Genomic DNA, 24,427 nt, shown 5'->3' on the forward strand with positions numbered 1-24,427 from the left:
TTGGCGCCGTTGCCGTGGGTTGGCGATGGCGGGGCGCGGGCGGACAAGTCGAGCGCGAAGCGCCGCCACCCTGCAAACAGATCTTTCGCCAGCGCGGCAAGAAAGTGGTTAAAAGGTTTGCGGTATGGTGCGATCTTCCTGTTAAGCGTAGTTAAAGGCTAAGCCGCTGATCCAAGTGGAAAATCAGCCTGGCCGGCCAGACATTAAAAATCCATCATATAACGGCGCTTAAATAAAAAAATGCTTTATTTGCTTGTGGCGTTTATCGTCTCCCTGGTTTTTACGTTGTTGGTTTTGCGGTTTAACGCTGTGCATGGAAAGTTCACCGCCGACCACGACACCAAGGGAGTGCAAAAGTACCACGACAAACCAGTGCCGCGGATAGGAGGGGTGTCGCTTGTATTTGCGATGTCCTGTATTTTCGTGCTGGCAACCATACGCGAACCGACCTTGAGCCATGAGCCCCTGACTTTGCTGGCGGTGGCGATGCCCGCGTTTCTCGGCGGGCTGGTCGAAGACATCACAAAGCGCGTGCGCGTATTGCAGCGGCTGGCCTTGGCGATGATATCCGGCATGGCGGCCTATTATTTTCTGGGCGCGACACTTACTCGGCTGGATATCTACGGGATCGACTGGCTTTTGCAGTTCGGCCCGATTTCCTTCGTGGTCACGGCGTTTGCCATCGCCGGCGCGGCCAATGCCATTAATATCATCGACGGGTACAACGGTTTGGCGGCGGTGGTCTCGGCAATGATTTTCGCGGGATTTTCCTACGTTGCCTACTATCTTGGCGACCGGTTGCTGCTCGTCACCTGTGTCGGAATGATCGGCGCCATTCTCGGCTTCCTGCTGTGGAATTATCCGCGTGGCTTGATTTTTCTCGGGGATGGCGGAGCCTATTTCATCGGATTCATGATCGGCACGGTTTCGGTGCTTCTGCTGGCGCGGCACCCTTATGTTTCTGCCTGGTTTCCGCTATTGCTGTGTATATATCCCGTGTTTGAAACCCTGTTCTCCATTTACCGGAAAAAATGGCTGAGGGGTATTTCTCCGGGCGCTCCGGACGGCGTGCACCTGCATATGCTCATTTATAAGCGCGTGGTGCGCTGGGCCGTGGGTTCCCGCGAGTCGCGGCACCGGAATCAGCGCAATTCCATGACGTCGCCGTATCTTTGGCTGCTGTCGTCGATGGCCGTCATCCCGGCGGTCCTGTTCTGGCAGATGCCCTATGTGTTGATGGCATGCGCCGCGGCGTTCTCCGTGACGTATGTCCTGCTGTACCGGAAGCTGGTGCTGTTCCGCATGCCTCGGTGGATGATTCTCAAGAAGCGCGGCCGCCACGGCTCCAGCCGCTCCATGCGCAAATGATATTTTTTATCCGCTCGTACATTGCCGACTTCGACGCGCGCATGGGAAAGTACTTCGACGCCTTGAGCGAGGCGGGCGTAGGATTCCGCTTCATCGGCTGGAACAAGGACGGGCGCCAGGTGCCGGACCGTCCCGGCTTTCATTATTTTTCCAGGCGCGCCAGGCTGGGCGCCGGATGGCGAAACGCCGTCGCGCTGCTGCAGTGGAATACCCATGTTTTCCGGCGCCTCGTGAAAGAGCGCCGCAGCGTCAGCGTCGTGCATGCGGTCGATCTGGACGCCGGGTTTTCCAGCTGGCTGTTTTGCCTGATGTTCAGGCGTCCGTTAGTGCTGGATCTGTACGATAAATACACGGCCGTGCGCGGCATTGGGGGGTTTGCGGGCAAGGCCCTGGATTTCCTGGAGCGGACGATCGCCAGATCGGCCGCGCTGACCATCATCGCAAGCGCTGACCGTTTTTCCCAGCATGGGCTGGAACCCGGCGATTCCAAGGTGCTGGTGCTGGAAAACGTTCCCAGCGCAGCGGTGGCGCCGCTTGTGCCCTGGCAGGCGAAAAAGCCCTGGAACATCGGCTATTTCGGCGTTCTCGAGTCGCGCCATCGCGGCCTGGAAGACCTGCTCGCGGCGTGCCGCGGGCGCCCGGACGTGCGGCTGCACGTCGCCGGCTATGGCCATTTGGCGCCCCAGTTTTCGGCGGCGGCGGAGGCCGGTTCGAACGTGCACTATTACGGTGCCATGGAAAGCGAGGCGGGCCTGGGGCTGATGGCGAAGATGGATGTCATCGTGGGTATGTACTACCTGTCCGTTCCCAACCACCGATATGCTTCTCCCAACAAGTACTACGAGCACCTGATGCTGGGCCGGCCCCTCCTGACGACGGCGGGAACTCCGCCTGGCGCCCGGGTCGAGCAGGACGTTTCGGGCTGGGCGGTGGCCGAGGGCGAGGCATCGCTGACGCAATGGCTCGATGGGCTGGATCCCGAAGCGGTGATGAAGCGCGGCCGCCGCGCCGCCCAGGTGTGGGATGAGCGCTACGCTTCGTATTACCGGTCGCACTATTGTGGCGAGTACGTGATGCGGATAAGAATGCTGTGCAAAGGCGGGCGACAAGATGGCCGATGAGACTCTCCCGATTGTCTCGGTGGTTATGCCTGCCTACAATGCCCGGCGGTTCATCGGCGACGCCATCCAGTCCGTGCTGAGCCAGACGTACGCCTCATGGCAACTGATCGTGGTCGACGACGCTTCCACGGACGATACGCCGGAGATCGTCAAGGCGCTGCAGGCGGTAGACCAACGGATCCATTACGAGCGCAACCCAAGCAATATGGGCGTGGTTCGTACCCGGAATCGCGCCTTGGATCTGGCCCAGGGGAGGTACGTTGCATTCCTGGATGCGGATGACGTCTGGGCGCCCGAAAAGCTGGCGCGCCAGGTCTCGTTCATGGAGGCGACGGGGGTTTCGGTCTCCTACGGCGACTATTTCCGGATCGACGGGGACGGCCGGACCGTCGGCAAGGTGCAGGCGCCGGCCAGCCTGTGCTACGAAGATATGCTGAAATCCAATTTCATCGGCAATCTGACGGGCATATTCCGCCGAGCGGACCTGGCCGACCTGAGGTTCGAGAACATCAAGCACGAGGATTACGTCTTCTGGCTCAGGGCGCTGAACAGGGTAGGCCAGGCCCGCGCCACGCCATCCAGCGAGCCCCTGGCAAGTTATCGCGTAAGCGCGGATTCATTGTCTGCGAACAAGTTCAAGGCGGTCCGCTGGCAATGGACCATTTACCGGTCGGTGCTTGGGCTATCCGTCTTGCGCAGCGCTTCCTGCTTCATCTGGTACGCATGGTTCGCGGTCATGAAGCGTGGCGTATGGCAGAAATTCAATCGATGAAATCAATTTAGGAACCATTGCGCGTGTCTCAAAAAACAAAACACAGTGCATCCCCGCTGTCGCTATTGCAGAGCCTGGCCAGGAACCGCCAGCTGACATGGAACCTCATCAAGCGGGAGGTCGTGGGCCGTTACCGCGGTTCGGCCCTGGGCTTGCTCTGGTCATTCTTCAATCCTGTCTTCATGCTGTTGGTCTACACCTTCGTCTTCAGCGTGGTGTTCAAGGCGAGGTGGCCCGGCGGATCCGAGTCCAAGGCCGAATTCGCCCTGGTGCTGTTCGCCGGCCTGATCGTATTCAATATGTTCGCCGAGTGCATCAATCGGGCTCCTTCGCTGATCCTCGGCAATGTGAACTACGTGAAGAAGGTCGTTTTTCCCCTGGAAACGCTGCCCTGCGTGTCCTTGGGCGCGGCCCTTTTCCATATGTTGATCAGCCTGCTGGTATGGGTGATCTTCTATTTGTTCCTGTTCGGAATCCCGCACTGGACGGTGCTGCTCTTTCCGTTGGTGATACTGCCGCTGGCAATCATCACGTTGGGCTTCAGCTGGTTCCTGGCGGCGCTGGGGGTGTATCTGCGCGACGTCACGCAGTTCATCACGATCGTCACGACCGTTCTCATGTTTCTTTCGCCGATCTTCTATTCGGCTGAGGCGCTTCCGGAACGATTCCGCGCTTTCCTGCACATCAGCCCGCTGACCCTCATCATCGAGCAGAGCCGCAACGTGCTGTTCTGGGGCAAGTCCATAGACTGGGGCCTCTGGGCGATTTACATGGCGGTGGCATTGGTGGTCGCCGCACTTGGTTATTCGTGGTTCCAAAAAACGAGGAAGGGGTTTGCCGATGTTCTCTGAGAAAGTCATTTCCGTAGAGAACGTCTCCAAGCGCTTCGAGATGTACTCGCAGCCGCGAGATCGTTTGCTGCAATTCCTGTCGTTTGGCCGGCGCCAGTATTTCAAGGAATTCTGGGCGCTGCGCAATATCTCGCTCGATGTCAAAAAGGGCGAAACGGTCGGTATTCTCGGGCGTAATGGCAGCGGCAAGAGCACCTTGCTGCAGATTATTGCCGGCACGCTCGCGCCCACGATGGGCGAAGCGACGGTCAATGGCAAGCTTGCCGCCTTGCTGGAATTGGGTTCAGGGTTCAATCCGGAATTCTCGGGGCGCGAAAACGTTTACCTGAACGGCTCCATCCTGGGTTTCTCCAAAGAGCAGATGGACGAGCGGATCGACGAGATCATCGCCTTTGCCGACATCGGCGAGCACCTGGAGCAGCCGGTAAAAACCTACTCCAGCGGCATGTATGTGCGTCTGGCATTCGCGGTGCAGGCGTGTGTCCAGCCCGACGTGCTGATCGTCGACGAGGCATTGTCTGTCGGCGACGAGAAATTCCAGCGCAAGTGCTTCGACTACATCGAACGGCTGAGGACGGGCGGCTGCGCCATTTTGATTGTCACCCATTCGACTTCCACCGTTGAGAAGTTCTGCCAGCGCGCGGCGTTGCTTCATCGAGGCGAATTGCATGGGCTGGGGCCCGCCAAAGAGGTGGTCGACCAGTATCACGCGTTGCTCTATTCCGATGAGCGCGCCTACTTGCGCTACCTGAACGCCAACGTATCCGCGGGCGAAGCGGCCGCCGAAGAACAAAAGGCGGGACCTGAAACTGAAGCGGCGGCTGCGAGCCCGCAGGAGGAAGACGCTCCGGGCATGCGCGCCTTGATACGCGGCTGGCGCGCGTTGGACGCCGAGGGCCAGCAATGCGAGGCCTTTCAGATCGGCGAGAAGGCGCGGATCGAAGTCGACGTGGAGGTTTTCGCGCCGATCTCGAAGATGCAGGCCGGCATGCTCATCCGCACGGTGGAAGGTGTTTCGGCTTTCGGCACCAGCACGCTATACCACGATTCCAGCTATGTAGATGCCAAGCCCGGAGATCGCCTGCGGGTGGTGTTCGATGTGGAGCTGGCGCTTTGCGAGGGAAACTATTTTGTCACGCTCGCCATAGCGGAAGAGGTGACCAGGGCCGACATGGATTATCTCGACCGGAAGACCGACGTCATTATTCTGAAGGTGAGCGATCGCCGCACTTTGGGTAGCGGCATTGCCGCCCTTCCCTCGAACGCCAGGGTTGAAAAGCTGTGAGCGACGGTCTTCATTCTCTCCTCATCGTGACCCAGAGTTTCGAGGTCGGCGGCCTGGAAACGTACATCGCTGGACAAGTGCGGGTCATGGCTGCCCAAGGTTGGGCGATCCACATGGCCTGCGGGTCGGAGCCGGCGGAGGAATTCCTTCCGCCAGGCCTTTCTTCGGTAACGGGGGGCTTGAACCTGGGCCCGGGCGCGACCGCGGCCGATCTGGTGGCGACGGTCGAATCATTGCGTTCGATCATTCGTGAACATGCCGTGACGCATGTGCACGGGCATCCGTTTACCAGTGTGTTTCCGGCGATGCTGGCCGCGGCGCTGGAACGCGTGCCATTCATGCTTACCCTGCATGGCCCGGCGTCGTTGAGCGCGGGATACGGCCCCATCAACGATTTTCTTCTTACTTCCCTGGCGTTGCCCCTGTCCCAAGGCGTGATCGCCGTATCCGACGAGGTCATGGAACTGGCGGCCCCGTACGTGAGCGGCGATGCACTGCGCCTGCAAAGCAACGCAATCGATTTTTCCAAGTTCGGGCAATCTGCTTCGTCGGCGCCCGAGGGCGCACCGTGGTTGGTCGTCAGCCGGCTCGACGGCCTGAAGATCCCGGGAATCCGGGCGTTCGTCAACCAGGCGAACACGCTGGGGCTTGGAGGGGTGGATATCGTCGGAGATGGGCCGGGGCGGGAGACGCTGCAGGAATGGTTGGAGCAAGACGGCGTCGGCCATGTCGTGCGTTTCCTGGGCGCAAGATCCGATGTGCCGGACCTTATGCGTTCCTGCGCGGGCGTGGCGGGCATGGGCAGGGTTCTGCTGGAAGGCGTGGCGAGCGGCAAGCCGGTCTGTGTGGTGGGATATGACGGCGTGAAGGGCTTGCTCGATGCCGACCTGTTCCGGCGCGCGGCGTATGCAAACTTCTCCGGACGCAATTTGCCGAACGTGGATGCCCAGGGGCTGGCGCGCCAGTTCGAGCGTGCGCCGGCCGGAGCGGCCGAGTTGGCGGATATCGCGTTGCAACAACACTCCGAAGATCGGACTTGGTCCGTTTTTGCCAAACGTATCACTTCGTTTACTTGCAACGCACATTCTCCGATTCGAGCGGTATATAGTGTGCTTCGGTCGGAAGATGCGATAGCATCGCCGGGGCCATATCTGGCGTCTGAAAACCTGTTCTACCAAATTGGGCGGGTGTTGCATGGCAGTACATTTTTTTCGCCAGCGACAGCCGCCAGCTATGCGTTTTATGAAGCGCGCATTCGCGCTCTCCGGGATGTGGACTGGCACGAAGAGGCAGGAGCATCCGCCATGCGGATAATGCAGGTATCCGAGACTTCTTCCCTCGAAACCAAGGCGGCCGTATCGCAGGTAGACACACACACTGTCAAGGATATGGAACGGATATCCGGCGAGTTGCAGCGGCTAAGCGCACAGTGCGACCAGCATCGTGATGAGCTGGCCAAGGCAGTGAAGGTTTTTGAGGACGCGGCCGAGGAAATCGCCACGTGCCTGCAGCAGCCCAGAACCTGGCGGCAGCGCATATCTGATGTTGTGCGGGGTTTTTCCGCGCGCGACCGATGAGCTTCCATGCCGGAAACGTATTTTCCGGCTTTGCATTTATTTAGGGTCGATTTTTCTGGTCTTATTATAATTAGTAATGGATTTTCCGGGCGCGGCCCTGGCCGCCGGGAAAACAAAATATCGTGCGCATGGCTGGGCAGCCATTGCACGGCGATAAACAAGATGCCAATTATATGAATAATCTCAACGGATTCGCAGTTTCCTGGTTCTTTGCACCCTACGTAGGATCCGCAGATACCGATTTTTTCAAGCGCATAAAGGATACGAATATTTCGTACCTGGTTGCTCAGGTGGCCCGCGATGTCCGAGATGATTCCATGCTGGGCTACGCGTCCGCGGCCATCGACCGTGCCGAAATCAGGCTGGACCACCAAAACCCGCGTAATGTGGCCGTGCGGACGAAATTCTGCGAAGAGGTCCTGCGGATTTTCAAGGAATCCAACCGGAAATTCGATTTCCTGATTTCGCACTCGAATGAATTGATCAGCCATGAGGCGGCGCGGCAAATAAAGAAGCTAAGGCCGGAATTGCCCTGGGTGGCGTATTTCGGCGACCTTTTCGTGCGCAATCCCTATATCCGCCATATGCCCGGATATCCGTTGGTGGCGGAGGACAGCGCAATCGAACGGGCGACCTTGCGGGACGCCGATCTGGTAATACTCAATAATGAGTACCAGCGTGACCTGATGTTTACCGGGGATCTGGCGAAATACAAGGACAAGGCCGTAATCATTCCGCATTGCTTCGATCCGGCGATGTATCCGGCCGATGCCGCGCCCGACAACGACAAGTTCGTTTTTTCCCACCTGGGAACGCTGTACTACGTGAAGCGCACGGCAGAGCCTGTGCTCCAGGCCGTGGATCGCCTGCTTGAAATCTACCCCGCCTATCGCGGCAAGTTCGAGCTGCGCTTTTATGGCGCGAGCCCATGCGACAGCGACCGGGCTTGCCATGACGCGATGCGCAATTCCAATCACGTGCGCTTCCTCGGCCCGGTTTCCTACTCCGAAAGCTTGCGCCTGATGGCTGAGTCCGACGCGTTGCTTTTGATTGACGGCCTGTTTTCCGAGGCGGAAGACGGCCTGGATTGCAATCCGTTCTTCCCGGGGAAGTTGACGGACTACATGGGCGCGCGCAGGCCCATAGCTTCGATTACGATGGCCAAGGGGCCTTCCGCGGATATTATGACCGAATCGGGAAACCTGATCGCGGACAGCAGGCTGGACCGCATTGCCTATGTCTTGAAGAGATATATCGACAGGAAAATACAGCCCAAATATGACGTATACGAAAATTATTCCGTGGGCAAGGTAGCCGTCCTGATGGAAGACGCGATCAAATCTATATTGAAGGTGTGAAATGAAGCACTACGACGTAATCATAGTTGGAACGGGTTTCGCCGGCTCCATTCTTGCCGAGCGCCTGGCGTCCCAATTGGATCGCAAAGTGCTCCTGATCGAGCAGCGCGACCATATCGCCGGCAATATGTTCGATTATCAGGACGAACATGGGGTGATGGTCCACAAATACGGCCCGCACTTGTTCCGCACCAATAGTCCGCGGGTTCTTTCCTACATTTCGCAATTCACCGACTGGGAGCCGTATCAGCATCGCGTGCTGGCGCACGTGCAGGGCCAGCTCGTGCCCGTGCCGTTCAACCTGACGTCGCTGGAAAAGCTCCTGCCGGAGCAGGCCGAAGAGCTGAAGGCGCTTCTGGTCGCGGAGTTCGGCATGGACGTCAAGGTCCCCGTGTCGGTGCTGCGCAAGCACGCGGATGCGCGCGTGCGCGAACTGGGCGAGTTCATTTTCCAGAACATCTATCTCAACTACACGACGAAGCAATGGGGCGACAAGCCCGAGAACCTGGACTTCGAAACCATCACCGCGCGCGTGCCGGTGCACCTGTCCTACGACGACCGGTATTTCCAGGAAAGCCATCAGGCGCTGCCGAAGCAGGGCTATACGGCCATGTTCGCGAAAATGCTCTCGCATCCGAACATCGAGGTCCGCCTGAACACCAAGGCCAGTGATTTGCTGCAGCTGGATTCCGAAACCGGCACGGTGCTGTTCGAGGGCAAGCCGTTCGAGGGCGACCTGATTTACACCGGCGCGGTGGACGAACTGTTCGGCTATATCTACGGCGAACTGCCGTATCGCTCGCTGCGGTTCGACCTCGAAACGCACGATATGGAGTACTACCAGCCGACCGCGACCGTGAATTATCCGAACACGGAGCGGTTCACGCGCATCACCGAGTACAAGCACCTGATGGGCGACAAGCCGGAAAAGACCACCATCATGAAGGAGTACCCGCAAGAGTACGACCGCAATGTGCCGGCGCAGAGCATTCCGTACTATCCGATACCCAAGGACGCCAGCGCCGAGCTGTACGCGCGTTACGTCGACTTGACGCGCACGTTCCGCAACCTGAAGCTCGTGGGGCGGCTTGCCGAGTACCGCTATTACGACATGAACAACATCATCGAGCGCGCGCTCGATGTGTTCGAAAGCGATTTCCAGCGGAGCGCGCAGGAATGAGGCCCAAAGTAAGCGTAGTCGTACCGGTCTACAACCTCGAGTTCTATGTCGAGCGTTGCCTGGCGTCGCTGGCCAACCAAACGTGCAAGGATATCGAGGTGCTGGTCATCAACGATGGCGGCACCGACGATAGCCAGCTGCTCATCGATGAATTCGTTGCGCAGTATCCGGGCATGTTCAAGTCGTTCATCAAGCCGAACGGCGGCCATGGAGCGGCATGCAACTACGGCATCGACCGCGCCACGGGGGAGTACATCATCATCGTCGACGGGGATGATTTCCTCGACGAGGATGCCATCGAGTTCATGTACGACAAGGCGCAGGAGACCGGCGCGGACTTGCTGATCGGCAATTTGCGTTATTACTTTACCGGCCACACCGCCCAGTTCAAGCCCATCCCGATCGATTCGGAGCGCGAACTGGACGAGGCCGACCGCGACAAGCTCTATCGCAACTGGGCCACGCCCTGCGGCCGGATCTATCACCGCTCCATCTTCGAGGACCCGGACGTGCGCCTGCTGCCCGGGATCCTGTTCGCCGATGCGAATTTCGTTCCGAAGAGCTATCTGGTGGCGAAGAAGATCTATTACGTCGACAAGGAACTGTACAACTACGACAACACGCGCCCGACGCAGTCGATGAAGCAGACCGACAAGCGCATCCTGAACATCGTGCCGGCGCTCAATGACATGCTGGCCTTCTACAGGAAGAAGGGCGCCTTCGAAGCCAAGCGCACGCAGCTGATGTGGTACGTGGGCATGCATTGCGTGGCATGGATACGCCGCGTGCAAACGCTTGTCGGGTATTCGAAGCTGCAGGCGCTGCGCGAGATTTTTGCCGTGGCCGACGGCAACTTCGGCGCCGACTGGTTGAAGACGGGCATCATCTGGGATGTATTCGGTGTCAAGGTGCACCGGGCCATCAAGATCGCCCGCATGTTCCGCTATGTGCCCATTACGTTGGCGTGGCGCTTCGTCGGCGTGTGCAGAAGAATAGATTGGCGGGTCGAGCGTGTTCTGGGGCTGCCGTTGCGCGGATATCAACGGCTCAAGCGCGGGGTGCGCGCGCGTATCGGAGCCTTGCCATGAGCGAGCCTGCGCAGGCTGGGCAATTGCCGCGGATATTGGTGGCAGGAGGGGCGGGTTTCATCGGCACCCATACGCTCGTGAGCCTGGTGCAGAATGGCTATCGGCCCCTCGTGCTGGACAACTTTTCCAATAGTTCGCCCGCCGCGTTGGACCGCGTGCGCCAAATCACGGGTGCCGAGGTGGAAGCCGTCCGCGGTGACATTCGAGACGGAAATGCACTGGATCAATTATTCCAGCGCTGCGCCGATGAGGGCGCGCCGATCGAATGCGTGCTTCATCTGGCCGCGCTCAAGGCCGTTGGGGAGTCTTCGACGAAGCCGTTGGAATATTACGATAACAATGTGACCGGCACGTTGCGGCTGCTGGAGGCGATGCTGAGGGCGGGCGTCATGCGCCTGGTGTTCAGCTCGTCGGCCACCGTGTATGGCGAACCCGAGTCGCTGCCGTTTCAGGAACGGCATCGCATTGCGCCAACCAATCCCTATGGCCACACGAAGGCCATGGTGGAGCAGATCCTGCGCGACTTCTGCGCGGCGCAGCCGAGGTTCGTGGCGGTCTGCCTGCGCTATTTCAATCCCATAGGCGCGCATGAGAGCGGCCTGATTGGCGAGGATCCGCGCGGCGAGCCCAATAATCTGTTTCCGTACATCATGCGGACGGCTATTGGAAAGGCGCCATTTCTGCGGGTCTTCGGCAACGACTACCAGACACCGGACGGCACCGGCGTCCGAGATTACCTGCACGTCTCGGACCTGGCCGACGGGCATTCGAAGGCCATCGATTTTGCTCTCGCCGGCAACGAAGGCGCGAATTTCTCCGCGTTCAATCTCGGCACTGGCCGGGGCACCTCGGTGCTGGAGCTGGTGTCGGCCTTCGAGCGCGAGAGCGGTGTGCGCGTTCCGTATCAGGTCACGGCGCGCCGTCCCGGCGACATCGGCGAAGCCTGGGCGGATCCATCCCTGGCCAACCAGGTGCTGGGATGGACGGCCGGGAGAAGCGTGGACCAGATGTGCCGGGATGGTTGGAACTGGCAGAAGAACAATCCGGATGGATATCCGGAATAGCATGCGCCTGACGGGCTCATGGGCACGGAGAAAAAATGAGTAGTCTTAAAGCCATGGCGCGGGGCCTGCTCGGCCCCGTTTATCGCGTGTTGCCGCAAGGGGCGAAAGATCTGCTGGCGCCGTTGACGCGAGCGTTGCGGGAAGCGCCCGCGCCCGAGGTGGAGCCGGCGACCGAGCCGGTGATCGCACCGGCGCCGGTCGTCCGCACGCAGAAGCAGCTGCACGATATCGACTGGCCCACCTTTCGGGATACCGTGCTGTCTCAACGCCACAACTACAAGGGCGTGTTCATTCAGAATCGCACGATCGACTGGGACGTGCCCCTGTTTCAGCGGCCGCAGCATATCTGCATTGCCTTCGGCAAGCTGGGGTACCTGGTTATCTACCGGACGATCAACGGGGAATTCGACGATGTGATCGGTTTTCGCCACATGGGCGGAAATGTGTGGCTGACCAACAGTTCCGAGATCGATTCGATCGAGGGCGCGGTGCGTTCAATCTACAGCACCGTGGATCCGACTCCCCCCGAGGCGCTCGCGGATTTCCGCCAGAAGGGGAAGATCGTCTACGAATACATCGACCATATCGATGAGGCCGTGTCGGGCGCCACCCGTCTGAAAATGCTGGCAGATGCGCGCGACCACGCTTTTGGATCCGGTGTGGATTTCATCGTGGCTTCGGCCCGCATGCTGGAGAACGAGGCGCTGGCCAAGCGTCCGAGGGACGAGGTCTTTTACGTGCCCAATGGCGTGGATTGCGCGCACTACCGCAAGGATTGGTCGCAGGTGCCCTTGCCGCAGGAGTATCAGGAATTCCTGGCGCGGCATGACAAGATCGTCGGCTATTTCGGCGCGCTTGCGCCGTGGCTCTGGTACGACCTGATCAAGGATATCGCGGAGGCACGGCCGGACTACGGTTTCGTGTTCATCGGGCCCGATTACTTCGGGGGGTCGGAGAACTTGCCGAAGGCGGACAATTTCATCTGGCTGGGGCCCGTGGACTACCGGATACTGCCGGCCTATGCGAAAGAGTTCGACGTCGCCATTATTCCCTTCGCGCACAGCGATGTCGCCCGAACGACCTCGCCGTTGAAGCTCTTTGAATACTTCGCGATGGAAGTGCCGGTGGTCGTGACGTCGTCCATGGACGAATGCTGTGCCTACGACGTCGTGTTGTCCGCTGAAAATGCGCAAGAGTACGTGCAGGCAATCGACAAGGCATTTGCGCTGCGCGAGGACGCTTCCTACCGGAGTTCGATGGCCGCGCTCGCGGATCGGAACGACTGGGTGGTCAGGGCACAGTCGATGGAGCCGATGTTCAAGCGGCTTTGAGCGCCGCCGGGGGGCCGGCAGGGCGGCCCGCCCGAGCGCGTTGATCAAGCCTGAACTTGCTTCAGGCTTTCCACGATGCGGGCGCTGGCCGTGCCATCGCCGTACGGATTGTGGGCAAAGCTCATTTTTTCGTACGTTGCACGGTCCGTCAGGAGTTGGGCGAGTTGGCCGGTGATGGCCTCCACGTCGGTTCCCACCAGTTTTACCGTGCCTGCGGCGACTGCTTCGGGACGTTCGGTGGTATCGCGCATGACGAGCACCGGTTTGCCGAGCGACGGAGCCTCTTCCTGGATTCCGCCGGAATCCGTGAGGATGACGTAGGAGCGGTCCATCAGGTAGACAAAGGGCAGATAATCCAGCGGCTCTACCAGGAACACGTTGTCCAGCCCCGTGAGGAGCCGGTTTACCGGCGCGCGCACGTTCGGATTCAGGTGCACGGGGTAGATGAAGTCGTGATCGGGAAACTCCTTGGCGGAGGCCGCGATCGCCTGGCAGATGCGTTCGAAGCCGGCGCCGAAGCTTTCGCGCCGGTGGCCGGTGATCAGGACGACCCGGCGGCCTTCGCGCAAGAAGGGAAGCTGCGCGACGACGCGGGCGCGTAGCGCGTCATCGTGCTTGAGTTTGTTCTGGACCCATAGCAGCGCGTCAATGACGGTATTGCCCGTGATGACGATAGACGCGGGCGCAACGCCTTCGCGCACCAGATTGTCGTATGAGGTCTGCGTGGGCGCGAAATGCAGGTTCGCCAAGGCGCCCGTGAGTTTGCGGTTGGCCTCTTCGGGCCACGGCGAGTAAATGTTGCCGGTGCGCAAGCCGGCCTCCACGTGCCCCACGGGAATGCGGTGGTAGTAGGCCGCGAGCGACGCGGCGAACGTGGTGGCCGTGTCGCCATGCACGAGAATGTAGTCCGGTTGATAGTCATGCAGCACGTTGCGCATGCCGAGCAGGATCGAGCTTGTTACATCCGTGATGTCCTGCCCCGCCTTCATGATGTCGAGGTCGAAGTCAGGGCGGATTTCAAACAGGGATAGAACCTGGTCCAGCATTTCCCGATGCTGGGCGGTCACGCACACGCGCGCCTCGATGGCCGGGTCACGCGCCAGGGCATGCACGAGCGGCGCCATCTTGATGGCTTCGGGACGGGTGCCGAATACGGTCAGGATTTTCATGAATGAGGTTCGGGCCGGATTGTTGCTGTGGACGACATGGCGCGTCGCGGGTGATCGCCTTTGTGTTCGATTCTACCCCGGGGGCGTTTTGAGGTTCCGCCGCCGTGCTGCGCCGGGGATTTTGTGTTGTACATTCCATCTTTCATCGTATTGCCCGATTCTTGATGCCTACACGCATTCTCATCGTTCGCACTTCGTCCCTGGGCGATCTGGTGCACATGTTGCCTGCTATATCCGACATCGCCCGCCATGTCCCGGACGCGGAGATCGACTGGATAGCGGAAGAAGCGTTCGCCGAGATTCCCAGTTGGCATCCCGCGGTCAATGAGGTCATCAAGGTGGCGCACCGGCGCTGGCGCAAGGCATGGTGGTCGAGCGAGGTCCGGGCCGAGCGGCATGCGCTGAAGGAGCGGCTGAGGTCCAAGCAGTACGACGTGGTGCTGGACATGCAGGCCCTGCTGAAGTCCGCGTGGCTGGTCCGCCAGACACGGGGGGTGCGGCACGGGTTGGATTGGCGCTCCGCGCGCGAACCGCTGGCGTCGCTCTTCTATAACGTGCGCCACCGGGTGGAGTTCTGGCAGCCTGCGGTTATCCGCCAGCGCAAACTGGCGGCGCTGACGTTCGGCTATCAGTACGCCGGCCAGCCCGATTTCGGCCTGCAGGGCTTTTCCCGGCAGGCCGCGCAGGAGCGCGAGGGCGATGCCGGTGAAGAGACCGGCCGGGCGGAACCGCCCCGCCTGCACCATCTGGATACCGATCACGGCTACGCGGTCATCATGCCCTCGGCCAGCCGCGACGACAAACTCTGGCCGGAGGACGATTGGCGCGCGGTATTCCGCCGCCTGCGCGATGCGGGCTGCACCTTGCGCCTTTTGTGCGGCAACGAGCAGGAGGCGCAGCGCGCCAGGCTGCTCGTGGCCGGCATGGACGGGGCGGAGGTTATGCCCCGCATGGATCTGACCTCGGTGGCGCGCCTGTTGGCCGGTTCGCGCCTGATGGTGGGCCTGGACAGCGGCCTCACCCATCTGTCCGCGGCATTGGGCCGCCCCACCATCGGCATCTACCGGGCATCGACCCCCGTGCGCACGCCGCTCGTGGGCTCGAACTACACGGCCAGCCTGGGCGACCGCGGCGCTTCGCCCTCGCGCGAGGCCGTGATGGCGTCGGTGGAGCAGGCGCTGGCCGCCCAGTGACATGAACCGCGGCGTCTACACCCTGGCGCTCAGGGCCCTGTCTCCGCTGATCTGGCTGTGGATGGGGCGCCGGGCCAGGCGGGCGGGCGGCCAGTGGGAGATATTTTCCCGGGAGCGCTTCGGCTGCTCGCCGGCATCTCTTTCGGCCGCGCCGCAGGCGGCCCCCGTCTGGGTGCATGCCGTCAGCCTGGGCGAGACCCGGGCAGCCCAACCCTTGCTGCAGGCGCTGCTGGATCGCGGCCTGCCCGTGCTGCTGACGCATGTAACGGCCACCGGCCGGGCGGAGGGCGCGAGGCTATTCCAGGACGCCATCGCCCGGGGGCAGTTGCGCCAAGCCTGGCTGCCCTATGACTTCCCCGGCGCGGCGCGCCGATTCATGGACAGCCGCCATCCGCGTTGCGGGCTGTTGATCGAGCGGGAGATCTGGCCGAACCTGCTTGCCGCCGCCCGGGAGGCGGGGGTGCCCATGGCGCTGGTCAGCGCTCGGTTCTCGGCCTCCTCCCTGCGGCAGGCGGGCAGGATGGGCAGCGTGATGCGCGAAGCGCTGGCGGGCCTGGACGTGGTGCTGGCGCAGACCGCCGAGGACGCCGCGCGGCTCGCGGAGGCGGGCGCGCGGCCGCCGGCCGTGACGGGCAACCTCAAATTCGATCTGGCCTTGCCGGAAGCGCAGGTGCGCGCCGGGCAGGCGTGGCGCGAACGGCTGGGCCGGCGCGTGGTGGCCGTGGCCAGTACGCGCGAGGGCGAGGACAGCGGCTTCATCGAGGCGATCAAGCGTCACGCGAAAAATTCGGGGACACATGATTTTCCGCTGTTTTTGCTGATTCCCCGCCATCCCCAACGCTTTGACGAGGCGGCAGGCCTGCTGGCGGACGCAGGATTGGCGTTCGCACGGCGCTCCGACGGGGTGGATCCCGCCCCGGACACCACGGTGCTGCTGGGCGATACGCTGGGAGAGATGGCGTTCTACTACGCGGCCTCGGAGGTCGCGATCGTTGCGGGCAGCTTCGCGCCGCTGGGCGGCCAGAACCTGATCGAGGCGTGCGCGGCGGGGGTGCCGGTCATCGTGGGGCCGCACACGTTCAATTTCAAGCAGGCGGCGGAAGACGCCATCGAGGCGGGCGCCGCGCAACGCGTGTCCGACGCCGGGCAGGCGGTGGATGCGGCCATGGAGCTGCTGGCGGATGAGGCGCGGCGGGAACGGGGCGGCGAGGCCGCGCGAGCCTGGTTCGGCGCCCACGCGGGCGCTACCCGGCGCACGCTGGACGCCCTGACGCCCTGGCTGGATTCCGGGGCGCAGCCCTAGGGAGCGGCCCGGGGGGGCAGGGTGACGGCGCCCGGATTCAATTCCTGGGCGAAGCGGCGTGTGTCGCGTCCTTCGTCCTCGGGGCGCATGCCCAGCCAGCCCTGGCCCAGCGCATAGACGCCCAGGTTCGCCAGCAGGATGAGGATGAAGAGCACGCGCATGCCGGGCCTCGCTCAGGCGTTGGCGTCCAGGGTGGCGCGCGCGATCGCGGCCAGCCCGTCCAGGACGGGGTGATTCAGGTATACCGGCACGGGCGCGGCGCCGAACGCGCCGCCGGCATCCGCGAGCAGGCGTTCGATTTCCTGGTGCACTTCGGGCCAGCCGCCGCCGGCCGCATAGATTTGCGGCGTCTGGCCGTAGCGCTGGCGCCCCGCCAGCCATTGGCGGACCACGGCGCCGGCCTGCGCCGCGGCGATGCCTGACGCAATGGCTTCGTGCGTGTCGGTGGGGTAGGCCACGACCTGGCCGTTGGCTACCGGCAGGTTGGCCGTGCCGTGCGCCAGGGCGCTGCGCATCATGGCCGGGCCGGGCAGGATCAGGCCGCCGGCAAAGACATTGTCGGGGCCCACGGTGTCGATCGTGGTGGCGGTGCCGAAGCTGGCCAGCACGAAGGGCGGGTGCGCGGCGGGCAGGTGGGACAGCACGCCCAGCAGGGAGGCCCAGCGGTCGGCGCCCAGCTGCGTGGGCACGCGGTAGCTGTTGACCAGGCCCAGGGTGGAGGCCTGCGACGGCGACCACGTTACGGCGCAGCCGTATTTTTTCAGGATGGCGGCGATGGCCGCGCCGCGGGCCTCGCCGGCGACGTTCACGCCCAGCGCGCGCGCCGGCCGCGGCGACAGCGTGGCCAGCCAGCGGTCCAGGGCGTCCAGGTCCACGCCCTCGAAGGCGATCGCCGCCGGTTCACGCGGCGCGTCGGGGTTGGCGGCGTCCAGCCAGCCCACCTTGAGACGGCTGTTGCCGGAGTCGATGAGAATAATCATGCTTGGCGTCGAATCGAGATTTCACCGACCAGGATCGGCTTGGCGCCCTCGGGCGTTTGCACCAGCAGGCGGCCATGATCGTCCACGCCGCAAGCGGTGCCGCTTAGAAGAATAGCGCCCTTGTCCAGGACGTTGACCTTGCGGCCGGCCAGGGCGTCCACCTGGTCGAAACGCCGCTTGAAGGCGCCGAAGCCTTCGCGCTCCAGGGTCTGTATCGCTTCGTGCCACGCCGTGGCGGCGGCGCAGGCCAGATCGGCGGCGGTGGCGGCGCGGGCGGAATGCGCTTGCACCTGGCTCCAATCGGCGACTTGGCGGTCCAGCGCGAGCGAAAGCCGGTCCGCGTCGGTCAGGTTGACTCCCATGCCTATGACGACGGTGTAGCCGGCCTCGGCGCCTCCGGGATTGCGGGTGGTTTCCACCAGCACGCCAGCGAGCTTGGCGTCATGCCATTGCACGTCGTTGGGCCATTTCATGCACAGGCCGGCCGCGTCCGGGCCGGCGACGGCGCGCAAGGCCTCGCACGCGGCCACGCCGGCCAGCGGCGACAGTGCGGGCAGTTGGGCGGCGGGCAGGCGCACGTCGAAGGCACAGGAGAACATCAGGGTGGAACCCGAGCGGTTCTGCCAGGGACGGCCGGCGCGTCCGCGCCCCGTTTCCTGGAGATGCGTGCCCAGCAGCCAGGGCTTGCCGATGGCGCCCGCGCGCGCGCGCGCCAGCAGATCGGCGTTGGTCGACCCGGTGCTGCCGGTCCAGGCGATGTCTTGGAAGGCGGGCAGGCGCGCGGCCAGTTCACGGGCCAGGGCTTCCGGCGCGGGCAGGTCGATTGGGCGGACTTGATCGGGCATGGCGGCGATTGTAGGGCACGCAGCCGCGCCCGCGGCCCGCGTGCGTATATCAGCGTATATCATTGACGATACATTTTGCATTGGTACTCTCTCTGCATGCCGCATTCCGCTTCGTCCGCACCTGCCGCCGCGCCTTTTCGCCATGAAGGGGGCGTTTGCCACGTGGCCGGCGACTGGAGCGTGCTGGCGCTGGCCGAACCCGGCGAGGTGGAACGCCGCCGCCAGGCCCTGTCCCGGGCTGCCAATGACGGCGCGCGCTGGGACCTGCACGCAATCGGCCGGCTGGATACGATCGGCGCCTTGCTGATCTGGCAGGCCTGGGGCGAAAGGCTGCCCGAGCGCGTGCGCTGGTCGCCGGGGCAGCAGGACGTCTTCAATGCGCTGGCGATGAACAAGGGCGGAACGCCGGCCGCGGCGCCCAGGGCCGATCCCTGGGCCTGGCCGCGCGCGGTCGGCGGCGCGGTTTTCCGGGCGGTCGACAACGGCCGCGCGCTGCTTATCATGCTGGGCCAGCTGGTCCTGGACCTGGCCGGCATGTTGTGGCGGCCGCGTCTGGGGCCGTGGCGTGAAATCTCGGCGCAGGTATACCGCACCGGCGCGCAGGCGCTGGGCATCACCGCGCTGGTCGGTTTCCTGATTGGCGTGGTCCTGTCCTATCTGTCGGCGCAACAGCTGCAGATGATCGGCGCGGACCGCTTCATCGTGCGCCTGCTGGGCGTGTCGATCGTGCGCGAGCTGGGGCCCGTGTTGGCCGCCATTCTGGTCGCGGGCCGTTCGGGCTCGGCCATCACCGCGCAGATCGGCGTGATGCGCGTGACGCAGGAACTCGACGCGATGCTGGTGATGGGCATATCCCACGGCCAGCGCCTGATCCTGCCGCGCGTGGTCGCGCTGGCCGTGACCATGCCGCTGCTGGTCCTGTGGACCGACGCCATGGCGATCCTGGGCGGCATGCTGGCCGCGCAGGTGCAGCTGGGCGTGTCGGCGCAATGGTTCCTGCAGTCGCTGCCGGACGCGATCTCGCTGACCAACTACTGGATCGGCATCCTGAAGGGGGTGACGTTCGGCATCCTGATCGCGCTGATCGCCTGCCATTTCGGCCTGCGCATCCAGCCCAATACGGAGAGCCTGGGGCGCGGCACCACCACCTCCGTCGTTACGTCCATCACCGGCGTGATCCTGCTGGATGCGCTGTATGCGGTGATCTTCAGCTCGGTGGGCATCTGATGAACAGCGCAACCCAGCACCGGCTGTTCGAGGAAGACGGCGTCACCGTCGAACCCGTCATCACGGTGCGCGGCCTGCGCACCGCGTTCGGCGACCACGTCGTGCACGACAACCTCGACCTCACGGTTTTTCCGGGAGAAATCCTGGTGCTGGTGGGCGGGTCCGGCACGGGCAAGACGGTGCTGCTGCGCCAGATCATCGGGCTGGACCAGCCGGCGGCGGGCACGGTGAAGGTGCTGGGCCACTCGCTGTTCGATCTGAGCCCGGCCGAGCGCCGGCGCCTGTCGTACCGCTGGGGCATGCTGTTCCAGGCGGGGGCGCTGTTTTCCGCGCTGTCCGTGTTCGACAATGTGGCGTTGCCCTTGCGGGAATTGCGCACGGTGCCGGAAGACCTGGTGCGCGACGTCGTGATGTGCCGGCTGGCCATGGTGGGCCTGTCCGAGCGCGACGCCGACAAGCGGCCGTCGGACCTGTCCGGCGGCATGGTCAAGCGCGTGGCGCTTGCGCGCGCGCTGTCCCTGGATCCGGAACTGCTGTTCCTGGACGAACCCACGGCCGGCCTGGATCCCCTGCGGTCCGATGAATTCGTGGACCTGGTGCGCAGCCTGCACCGGCAGTTGGGGTTTACCGTGGTCATGGTGACGCACGATCTGGATACGCTCCTGGCCCTGGCCACGCGTGTCGCCGTGCTCGCCGACAAGCGGGTGATCGTGTGCGACACGGTGCCGGAAGTATTGAAGGTCGATCACCCGTTCATTCAAACCTTCTTCCTGGGCGAGCGCGGCCTGCGCGCCCTGGGGGATCTGGCGCCGAAGGGATTGCATCATGGAAAACCGTAGTCATGCGCTCATGGCCGGTATCTTCACGCTGGTCTTGCTGGCCGCCGCTGCCCTGGCGGCCGTCTGGATCGGCCGGGACCGGACCCAGCTGCAACCGTACGAAATCATCTCCGCCACCGCCGTCAGCGGCCTGAACCCGCAGTCCACCGTGCGCTATCAAGGCGTGCCCGTCGGCAAGGTGCAGTCGCTGGCGCTGAACCCGAACAAGCCGGGGCAGGTGCGCATCCGCATCGGCGTGGCTCCCAACACTCCGATCACCGAGTCGACCTGGGCGGAACTGGGCGTGCAGGGCGTGACCGGCATGTCCAACGTGGAACTGCGCGATGACGGCACCTCGATGACGCGCCTGGTGTCGTCGGCGGCGCATCCCGCCGCCATTCCGCTGCGCCCGGGCTTTCTCGACCGCATCGAGCAGCGCGGCGGCAAGCTCATCTCGAACGTGGAAGAGGTTACCGAGCAGTTGCGCCGAGTCCTGAGCGAGCAGAATGTGCAGGCGCTGACGGCCAGCCTGCAGAATGCCACCGATCTCACGCAATCCCTGAAAGAGGCCAGCCGGGGGCTGGGCCCGGCCATGGCCAAGCTGGGGCCGCTGATGGACTCGCTGGGCAATACGTCGCGCCAGGCGGACCGCGCCGCGCGCGAAGTGGGCGACCTGGCGCTGCAGACCCGGCAGTCGCTGGCGCGGCTGACGGCGCCGGGCGGCGCCCTGTCCGCCGCAACCAGCAGCCTCAACGATATCGCCCTGGCCGCTTCGCGGCTGGACGGCGAGACCCTGCCGGCGATCACCGGCATGGCCGCCAACGTCAGCGAGGCCGCGCGGGGCGCGGCCGTCACCCTGCGCCGTGTGGACAACACGCCGCAGTCGTTCCTGTTCGGCCCGGCTCCCCGCGAACCCGGGCCCGGCGAGGCCGGCTTTGCCGGATTCGGGAGATAGTCCAAATGACGAAGATGCGCAGCGCCGCTCTCATCCTGACCCTGGCCCTGGCGGGCTGCGGCATCGGCCGCGTGCCCGCGCCGCCCACGGTGTTCGACCTGGGGCTGGACGCCAGCCCCGTGCCGGCGCTGCCGGCCCGCGACCCCATCGCCCTGGTATTCCAGGCCGTGCCCAGCCTTTCCGATACCAGCGTGATCTGGCGGGTGGGCGACAGCGCCGCGCCCAAGGCGTATGCCACGTACCGCTGGGCCTCGTCGCCGACGGATCTGGTGCGGCAGCGTTTCGCCGACCGCCTGTCGCGCCAGGGGCCGGTGCTGAACGAGCGCGTCAGCCTCCAGACGCCGCAATTGCAGGTGTTCCTGTCGCAGTTCGAGCAGGTGTTCGCCGCCGACGGCCAATCCAGCGAAGGGCGCATCCTGGTGCAGGCGGTGCTGGTGGAAGGCCGCAGCGTGCTGGGCCAGAAGCGCATCGCGGTGCAGGCGGCCGCTCCCACGCAGGATGCCGCGGGAGGCGTAGCCGCCTTGCGCCAGGCCAGTGACGAGGCCGCGGACCAGCTGGCGCAGTGGCTGGCCGCCACCCTGAAACCCTCGCCCAGGGCGGGGGGTTAACATCGTTTCTTTTTCCGCTTCCTGAGTCCCGCCATGTCCGCACGCACTGAAACCCATGCATTCCACGGCGCCGCCGGCCGCATCGATTGCGCCGTCGATTGGCCCGCCGGCACGCCGCGAGGCTGGGCGCTGGTGTTGCATCCGCATCCGTTGCAGGGCGGCGCGCGCGAGAACAAGGTGGTCACGACCCTGTCGCGCGCCTGCGTGCAGCATGGCCTGGTGGCGGTGCGCCCGAACTTCCGCGGCGTCGGCCTGTCCGAGGGCGTGTTCGACAAGTCGGTGGGCGAGACCCAGGACATGCTCGCCGTCGTGGCGCAGATGCGTGAATTGCACCCTGAGCTGGCGCAGGCGCCGTGGGTGCTGGCGGGCTTCTCCTTCGGCACCGCGGTCGCCGCGCAGACGTATGCGGCGCTGGCCGGGCAGGGCGATTCGGTGCTGCCGTCCGCCCTGATGCTGATGGGCCCCGCCGTGAACCGCTTCCAGTCGCACGAGGTGCAAGTGCCGGGCGACACGCTGATGGTGCATGGCGAGGAGGACGAGGTCGTGCCGCTGTCCGAGGCGATGGACTGGGCCCGTCCGCGTTCCATCCCGGTGGTCGTGGTGCCCGGCGCGTCGCATTTTTTCCACGGCAAGCTGCTGGTGCTGCGCCAGCTGGTGCAGGCGCAGCTGAAGGTCGCGCTGGATTGAGGAGAGGGTGTCTGACACCCGGGATCGTTGGCGCAAGCCATAGGGCGTTTCGTACGGGTGTCAGACACTTCTTCGTACGCGCACCGTGTCTGACACCCCTACGAGACACCCGTACAGATGCAACGGCCTGCCCGGGTGTCTGACACCCACCTTCCTCCAACGTTGCATCACGTTGCATGTTTTCGCGGCGGCGGGAACCCTGTCCGGGCAGAAGGGGTCCTATCGACTGCCTATAATTGTCAGCCACTTGACCCGCGCCGGCGGGCGTCATTCCTGGACCCACGTTGCCGATGAAGAATTTGCCTTACTCCGCTCACCCCCCCGTAGTCTTTACCCGCCGCCTGGTTTCGGGCGCGGTGCTGTCGGCGATGCTCGCCGCTTCGATGCCGGTCTGGGCGCAGCAACAGCCGGCTCCCGCCGCCGCCCCGGCCGCTGCGGCGCCCGCGCCTTCGGCTGCAGGCGCGGTGCCGGTGGGCGATGTGTCGGCCGTGCCGGCGCCCACGATCGCGGCCAAGGCCTGGATCGTGATGGATGTGAACAGCGGCCAGACCCTGGCGGCCTCCAATCCGGACATGAAGGTGGAGCCTGCCTCGCTGACCAAGATCATGACGGCATACGTCGTGTTCAACGCGCTGGACGAAAAGCGCCTCACGCTGGAGCAGACCGTTCCCGTGTCCGAGCATGCCTGGCGCACAGGCGGTTCGCGCATGTTCATCGAACCGCGCAAGCCGGTCACGGTGGACGAGCTGAACCAGGGCATGATCGTGCAGTCCGGCAACGACGCGTCGGTGGCCCTGGCCGAGGCGGTCGGCGGCAGCGAAGGCGCGTTCGCCTCGCTCATGAACCAGGAGGCCGAACGCCTGGGCATGCGCAACACGCACTTCATGAACGCCACGGGCCTGCCGGATCCGCAGCACATGACGTCCACGCGCGACCTGGCCATCCTGTCGTCGCGCCTGATCACCGATCATCCGGATTTCTTCCACTACTACAAGCAGAAGAGCTTCACCTACAACAAGATCACGCAGCCCAACCGCAACCGGCTGCTGTGGGCCGATCCCTCGGTGGACGGCATGAAGACCGGCCATACCGATTCGGCCGGCTATTGCCTGGTGTCGACCGCCGTGCGCGGCGACCGCCGCATCCTCGTGGTCGTGGTGGGCACCGACAGCGAGGCCACGCGCGCCGAGGAAAGCCTGAAGCTGCTGAACTGGAGCTTCCAGAACTTCGACACCGTGAAGCTGTTCGACAAGAGCCAGCCCGGCATCGACGCGCGCGTCTGGGAAGGCACGGCCGAAAACGTCAAGCTGGGCCCGCCCAACCCCGTTTCGATCGCGGTGCCGCGCGGCAAGGCCGGCGAGCTTAAGCCCGTGGCCCAGCGCACGGATCCGCTGATCGCCCCCCTGGCCAAGGGCCAGCAGGTCGGCACGCTGCAGTTCACGCTGGACGGCAAGGTGCTGCGCACCGAGCCGCTGGTGGTGCAGGACGCGGTCGAGCGCGCGGGCTTCTTCGGCCGCATGGTCGACACCGTCAAGCGCTGGTTCGAATAAAGGCGCAAGGCCTCGCGGGCCGCGCCAGGGGCGCGCCGCGGGTGTAAGCTAGCAACGGGCGTTTCATCGCGAAACGCCCGTATTTCATTCGCGGGGC

23 protein-coding genes are annotated in these 24,427 nt (G+C 63.8%); 19 read left to right on the plus strand and 4 right to left on the minus strand.

Going from position 1 to position 24,427, the window contains the following annotated elements:
• The first annotated feature begins 240 nt into the window (after positions 1–240).
• The 11 genes from JL37_RS12945 (at position 241) to JL37_RS12995 (ending at position 12,995) form a co-directional block, all read left to right on the plus strand.
• Complete coding sequence (locus JL37_RS12945; protein WP_043544541.1) at positions 241–1,368, plus strand: glycosyltransferase; 1,128 nt, start codon at positions 241–243, stop codon at positions 1,366–1,368.
• A gap of 41 nt (positions 1,369–1,409) precedes the next feature.
• Positions 1,410–2,489 carry a glycosyltransferase gene (locus tag JL37_RS31060; RefSeq protein ID WP_369798548.1) on the plus strand — a complete coding sequence of 360 codons (1,080 nt, stop codon included), beginning with the start codon at positions 1,410–1,412 and terminating at the stop codon, positions 2,487–2,489.
• A gap of 25 nt (positions 2,490–2,514) precedes the next feature.
• Positions 2,515–3,261 (plus strand): glycosyltransferase family 2 protein, encoded by a 747-nt coding sequence (locus JL37_RS12955; protein WP_043544543.1) that lies wholly within the window; start codon positions 2,515–2,517, stop codon positions 3,259–3,261.
• 23 nt (positions 3,262–3,284) lie between these two features.
• Positions 3,285–4,112, plus strand: coding sequence for an ABC transporter permease (locus tag JL37_RS12960; RefSeq protein ID WP_081955061.1), 828 nt, complete (start codon positions 3,285–3,287; stop codon positions 4,110–4,112).
• Positions 4,102–5,397: an ABC transporter ATP-binding protein gene (locus JL37_RS12965; RefSeq protein ID WP_043544544.1), complete on the plus strand. Its 1,296-nt coding sequence runs from the start codon at positions 4,102–4,104 to the stop codon at positions 5,395–5,397. The genes JL37_RS12960 and JL37_RS12965 overlap by 11 nt, the downstream gene beginning before the upstream one ends.
• On the plus strand, positions 5,394–6,974 hold the full coding sequence (locus tag JL37_RS12970; RefSeq protein ID WP_043544545.1) for a glycosyltransferase family 4 protein: 1,581 nt from the start codon (positions 5,394–5,396) through the stop codon (positions 6,972–6,974). Before JL37_RS12965 ends, JL37_RS12970 begins: the two co-directional genes overlap by 4 nt.
• A 173-nt stretch (positions 6,975–7,147) precedes the next feature.
• A complete protein-coding gene (locus JL37_RS12975) occupies positions 7,148–8,332 on the plus strand; it encodes a hypothetical protein (protein WP_156124299.1) in 1,185 nt (394 codons plus the stop codon).
• A 1-nt stretch (position 8,333) separates the two neighbouring features.
• Positions 8,334–9,512, plus strand: a complete 1,179-nt coding sequence (gene glf / locus JL37_RS12980) for a UDP-galactopyranose mutase (protein ID WP_043544547.1) — start codon at positions 8,334–8,336, stop codon at positions 9,510–9,512.
• Positions 9,509–10,600 carry a glycosyltransferase family A protein gene (locus tag JL37_RS29725; protein WP_052097154.1) on the plus strand — a complete coding sequence of 364 codons (1,092 nt, stop codon included), beginning with the start codon at positions 9,509–9,511 and terminating at the stop codon, positions 10,598–10,600. Before glf ends, JL37_RS29725 begins: the two co-directional genes overlap by 4 nt.
• The gene (galE, locus tag JL37_RS12990; RefSeq protein WP_052097156.1) at positions 10,597–11,664 is read left to right on the plus strand and encodes a UDP-glucose 4-epimerase GalE; all 1,068 of its coding nucleotides are present in this window, start codon (positions 10,597–10,599) and stop codon (positions 11,662–11,664) included. The genes JL37_RS29725 and galE overlap by 4 nt, the downstream gene beginning before the upstream one ends.
• A gap of 53 nt (positions 11,665–11,717) precedes the next feature.
• Complete coding sequence (locus JL37_RS12995) at positions 11,718–12,995, plus strand: glycosyltransferase (protein ID WP_197064604.1); 1,278 nt, start codon at positions 11,718–11,720, stop codon at positions 12,993–12,995.
• 44 nt (positions 12,996–13,039) lie between these two features.
• On the opposite strand, the gene wecB is transcribed toward JL37_RS12995, so the two are convergent.
• Complete coding sequence (gene wecB / locus JL37_RS13000) at positions 13,040–14,164, minus strand: non-hydrolyzing UDP-N-acetylglucosamine 2-epimerase (RefSeq protein ID WP_043544548.1); 1,125 nt, start codon at positions 14,162–14,164, stop codon at positions 13,040–13,042.
• 164 nt (positions 14,165–14,328) lie between these two features.
• Between wecB and waaC the strand changes: the two genes are divergently transcribed.
• Together waaC and JL37_RS13010 are read left to right on the plus strand one after the other, a co-directional pair.
• Positions 14,329–15,357: a lipopolysaccharide heptosyltransferase I gene (gene waaC / locus JL37_RS13005; RefSeq protein WP_043544549.1), complete on the plus strand. Its 1,029-nt coding sequence runs from the start codon at positions 14,329–14,331 to the stop codon at positions 15,355–15,357.
• Position 15,358: 1 nt separating this feature from the next.
• On the plus strand, positions 15,359–16,660 hold the full coding sequence (locus JL37_RS13010) for a 3-deoxy-D-manno-octulosonic acid transferase (RefSeq protein ID WP_043544550.1): 1,302 nt from the start codon (positions 15,359–15,361) through the stop codon (positions 16,658–16,660).
• Here JL37_RS13010 and JL37_RS30680 read toward each other — a convergent pair.
• The 3 genes from JL37_RS30680 to JL37_RS13020 are packed head-to-tail and all read right to left on the minus strand — an operon-like array spanning position 16,657 to position 18,485.
• Entirely contained in the window at positions 16,657–16,821 is a 165-nt protein-coding gene (locus JL37_RS30680; protein ID WP_197064605.1) for a hypothetical protein, read from the minus strand. The genes JL37_RS13010 and JL37_RS30680 overlap by 4 nt on opposite strands.
• Positions 16,822–16,833: 12 nt before the next feature.
• Complete coding sequence (locus JL37_RS13015) at positions 16,834–17,640, minus strand: type III pantothenate kinase (protein ID WP_043544551.1); 807 nt, start codon at positions 17,638–17,640, stop codon at positions 16,834–16,836.
• A complete protein-coding gene (locus JL37_RS13020; RefSeq protein WP_043544552.1) occupies positions 17,637–18,485 on the minus strand; it encodes a biotin--[acetyl-CoA-carboxylase] ligase in 849 nt (282 codons plus the stop codon). Before JL37_RS13020 ends, JL37_RS13015 begins: the two co-directional genes overlap by 4 nt.
• 96 nt (positions 18,486–18,581) lie before the next feature.
• Between JL37_RS13020 and JL37_RS13025 the strand changes: the two genes are divergently transcribed.
• The 6 genes from JL37_RS13025 to JL37_RS13050 all read left to right on the plus strand — a co-directional run bounded on the left by JL37_RS13025 (position 18,582) and on the right by JL37_RS13050 (position 24,330).
• Complete coding sequence (locus JL37_RS13025; protein WP_043544553.1) at positions 18,582–19,712, plus strand: ABC transporter permease; 1,131 nt, start codon at positions 18,582–18,584, stop codon at positions 19,710–19,712.
• On the plus strand, positions 19,712–20,551 hold the full coding sequence (locus JL37_RS13030; protein ID WP_043544554.1) for an ABC transporter ATP-binding protein: 840 nt from the start codon (positions 19,712–19,714) through the stop codon (positions 20,549–20,551). Before JL37_RS13025 ends, JL37_RS13030 begins: the two co-directional genes overlap by 1 nt.
• The gene (locus JL37_RS13035; protein ID WP_043544555.1) at positions 20,538–21,485 is read left to right on the plus strand and encodes an MlaD family protein; all 948 of its coding nucleotides are present in this window, start codon (positions 20,538–20,540) and stop codon (positions 21,483–21,485) included. Before JL37_RS13030 ends, JL37_RS13035 begins: the two co-directional genes overlap by 14 nt.
• A gap of 5 nt (positions 21,486–21,490) precedes the next feature.
• Positions 21,491–22,093, plus strand: coding sequence for an ABC-type transport auxiliary lipoprotein family protein (locus JL37_RS13040; RefSeq protein ID WP_043544556.1), 603 nt, complete (start codon positions 21,491–21,493; stop codon positions 22,091–22,093).
• A 33-nt stretch (positions 22,094–22,126) separates the two neighbouring features.
• Positions 22,127–22,780, plus strand: a complete 654-nt coding sequence (locus tag JL37_RS13045; RefSeq protein ID WP_043544557.1) for an alpha/beta hydrolase — start codon at positions 22,127–22,129, stop codon at positions 22,778–22,780.
• Positions 22,781–23,070: 290 nt separating this feature from the next.
• Positions 23,071–24,330, plus strand: a complete 1,260-nt coding sequence (locus tag JL37_RS13050) for a D-alanyl-D-alanine carboxypeptidase family protein (RefSeq protein ID WP_156124300.1) — start codon at positions 23,071–23,073, stop codon at positions 24,328–24,330.
• The last annotated feature ends 97 nt before the right edge of the window (positions 24,331–24,427 follow it).

The sequence above is a fragment of the Achromobacter sp. RTa genome, from assembly GCF_000757485.1.
Classification (GTDB): Bacteria; Pseudomonadota; Gammaproteobacteria; order Burkholderiales; family Burkholderiaceae_B; genus Achromobacter.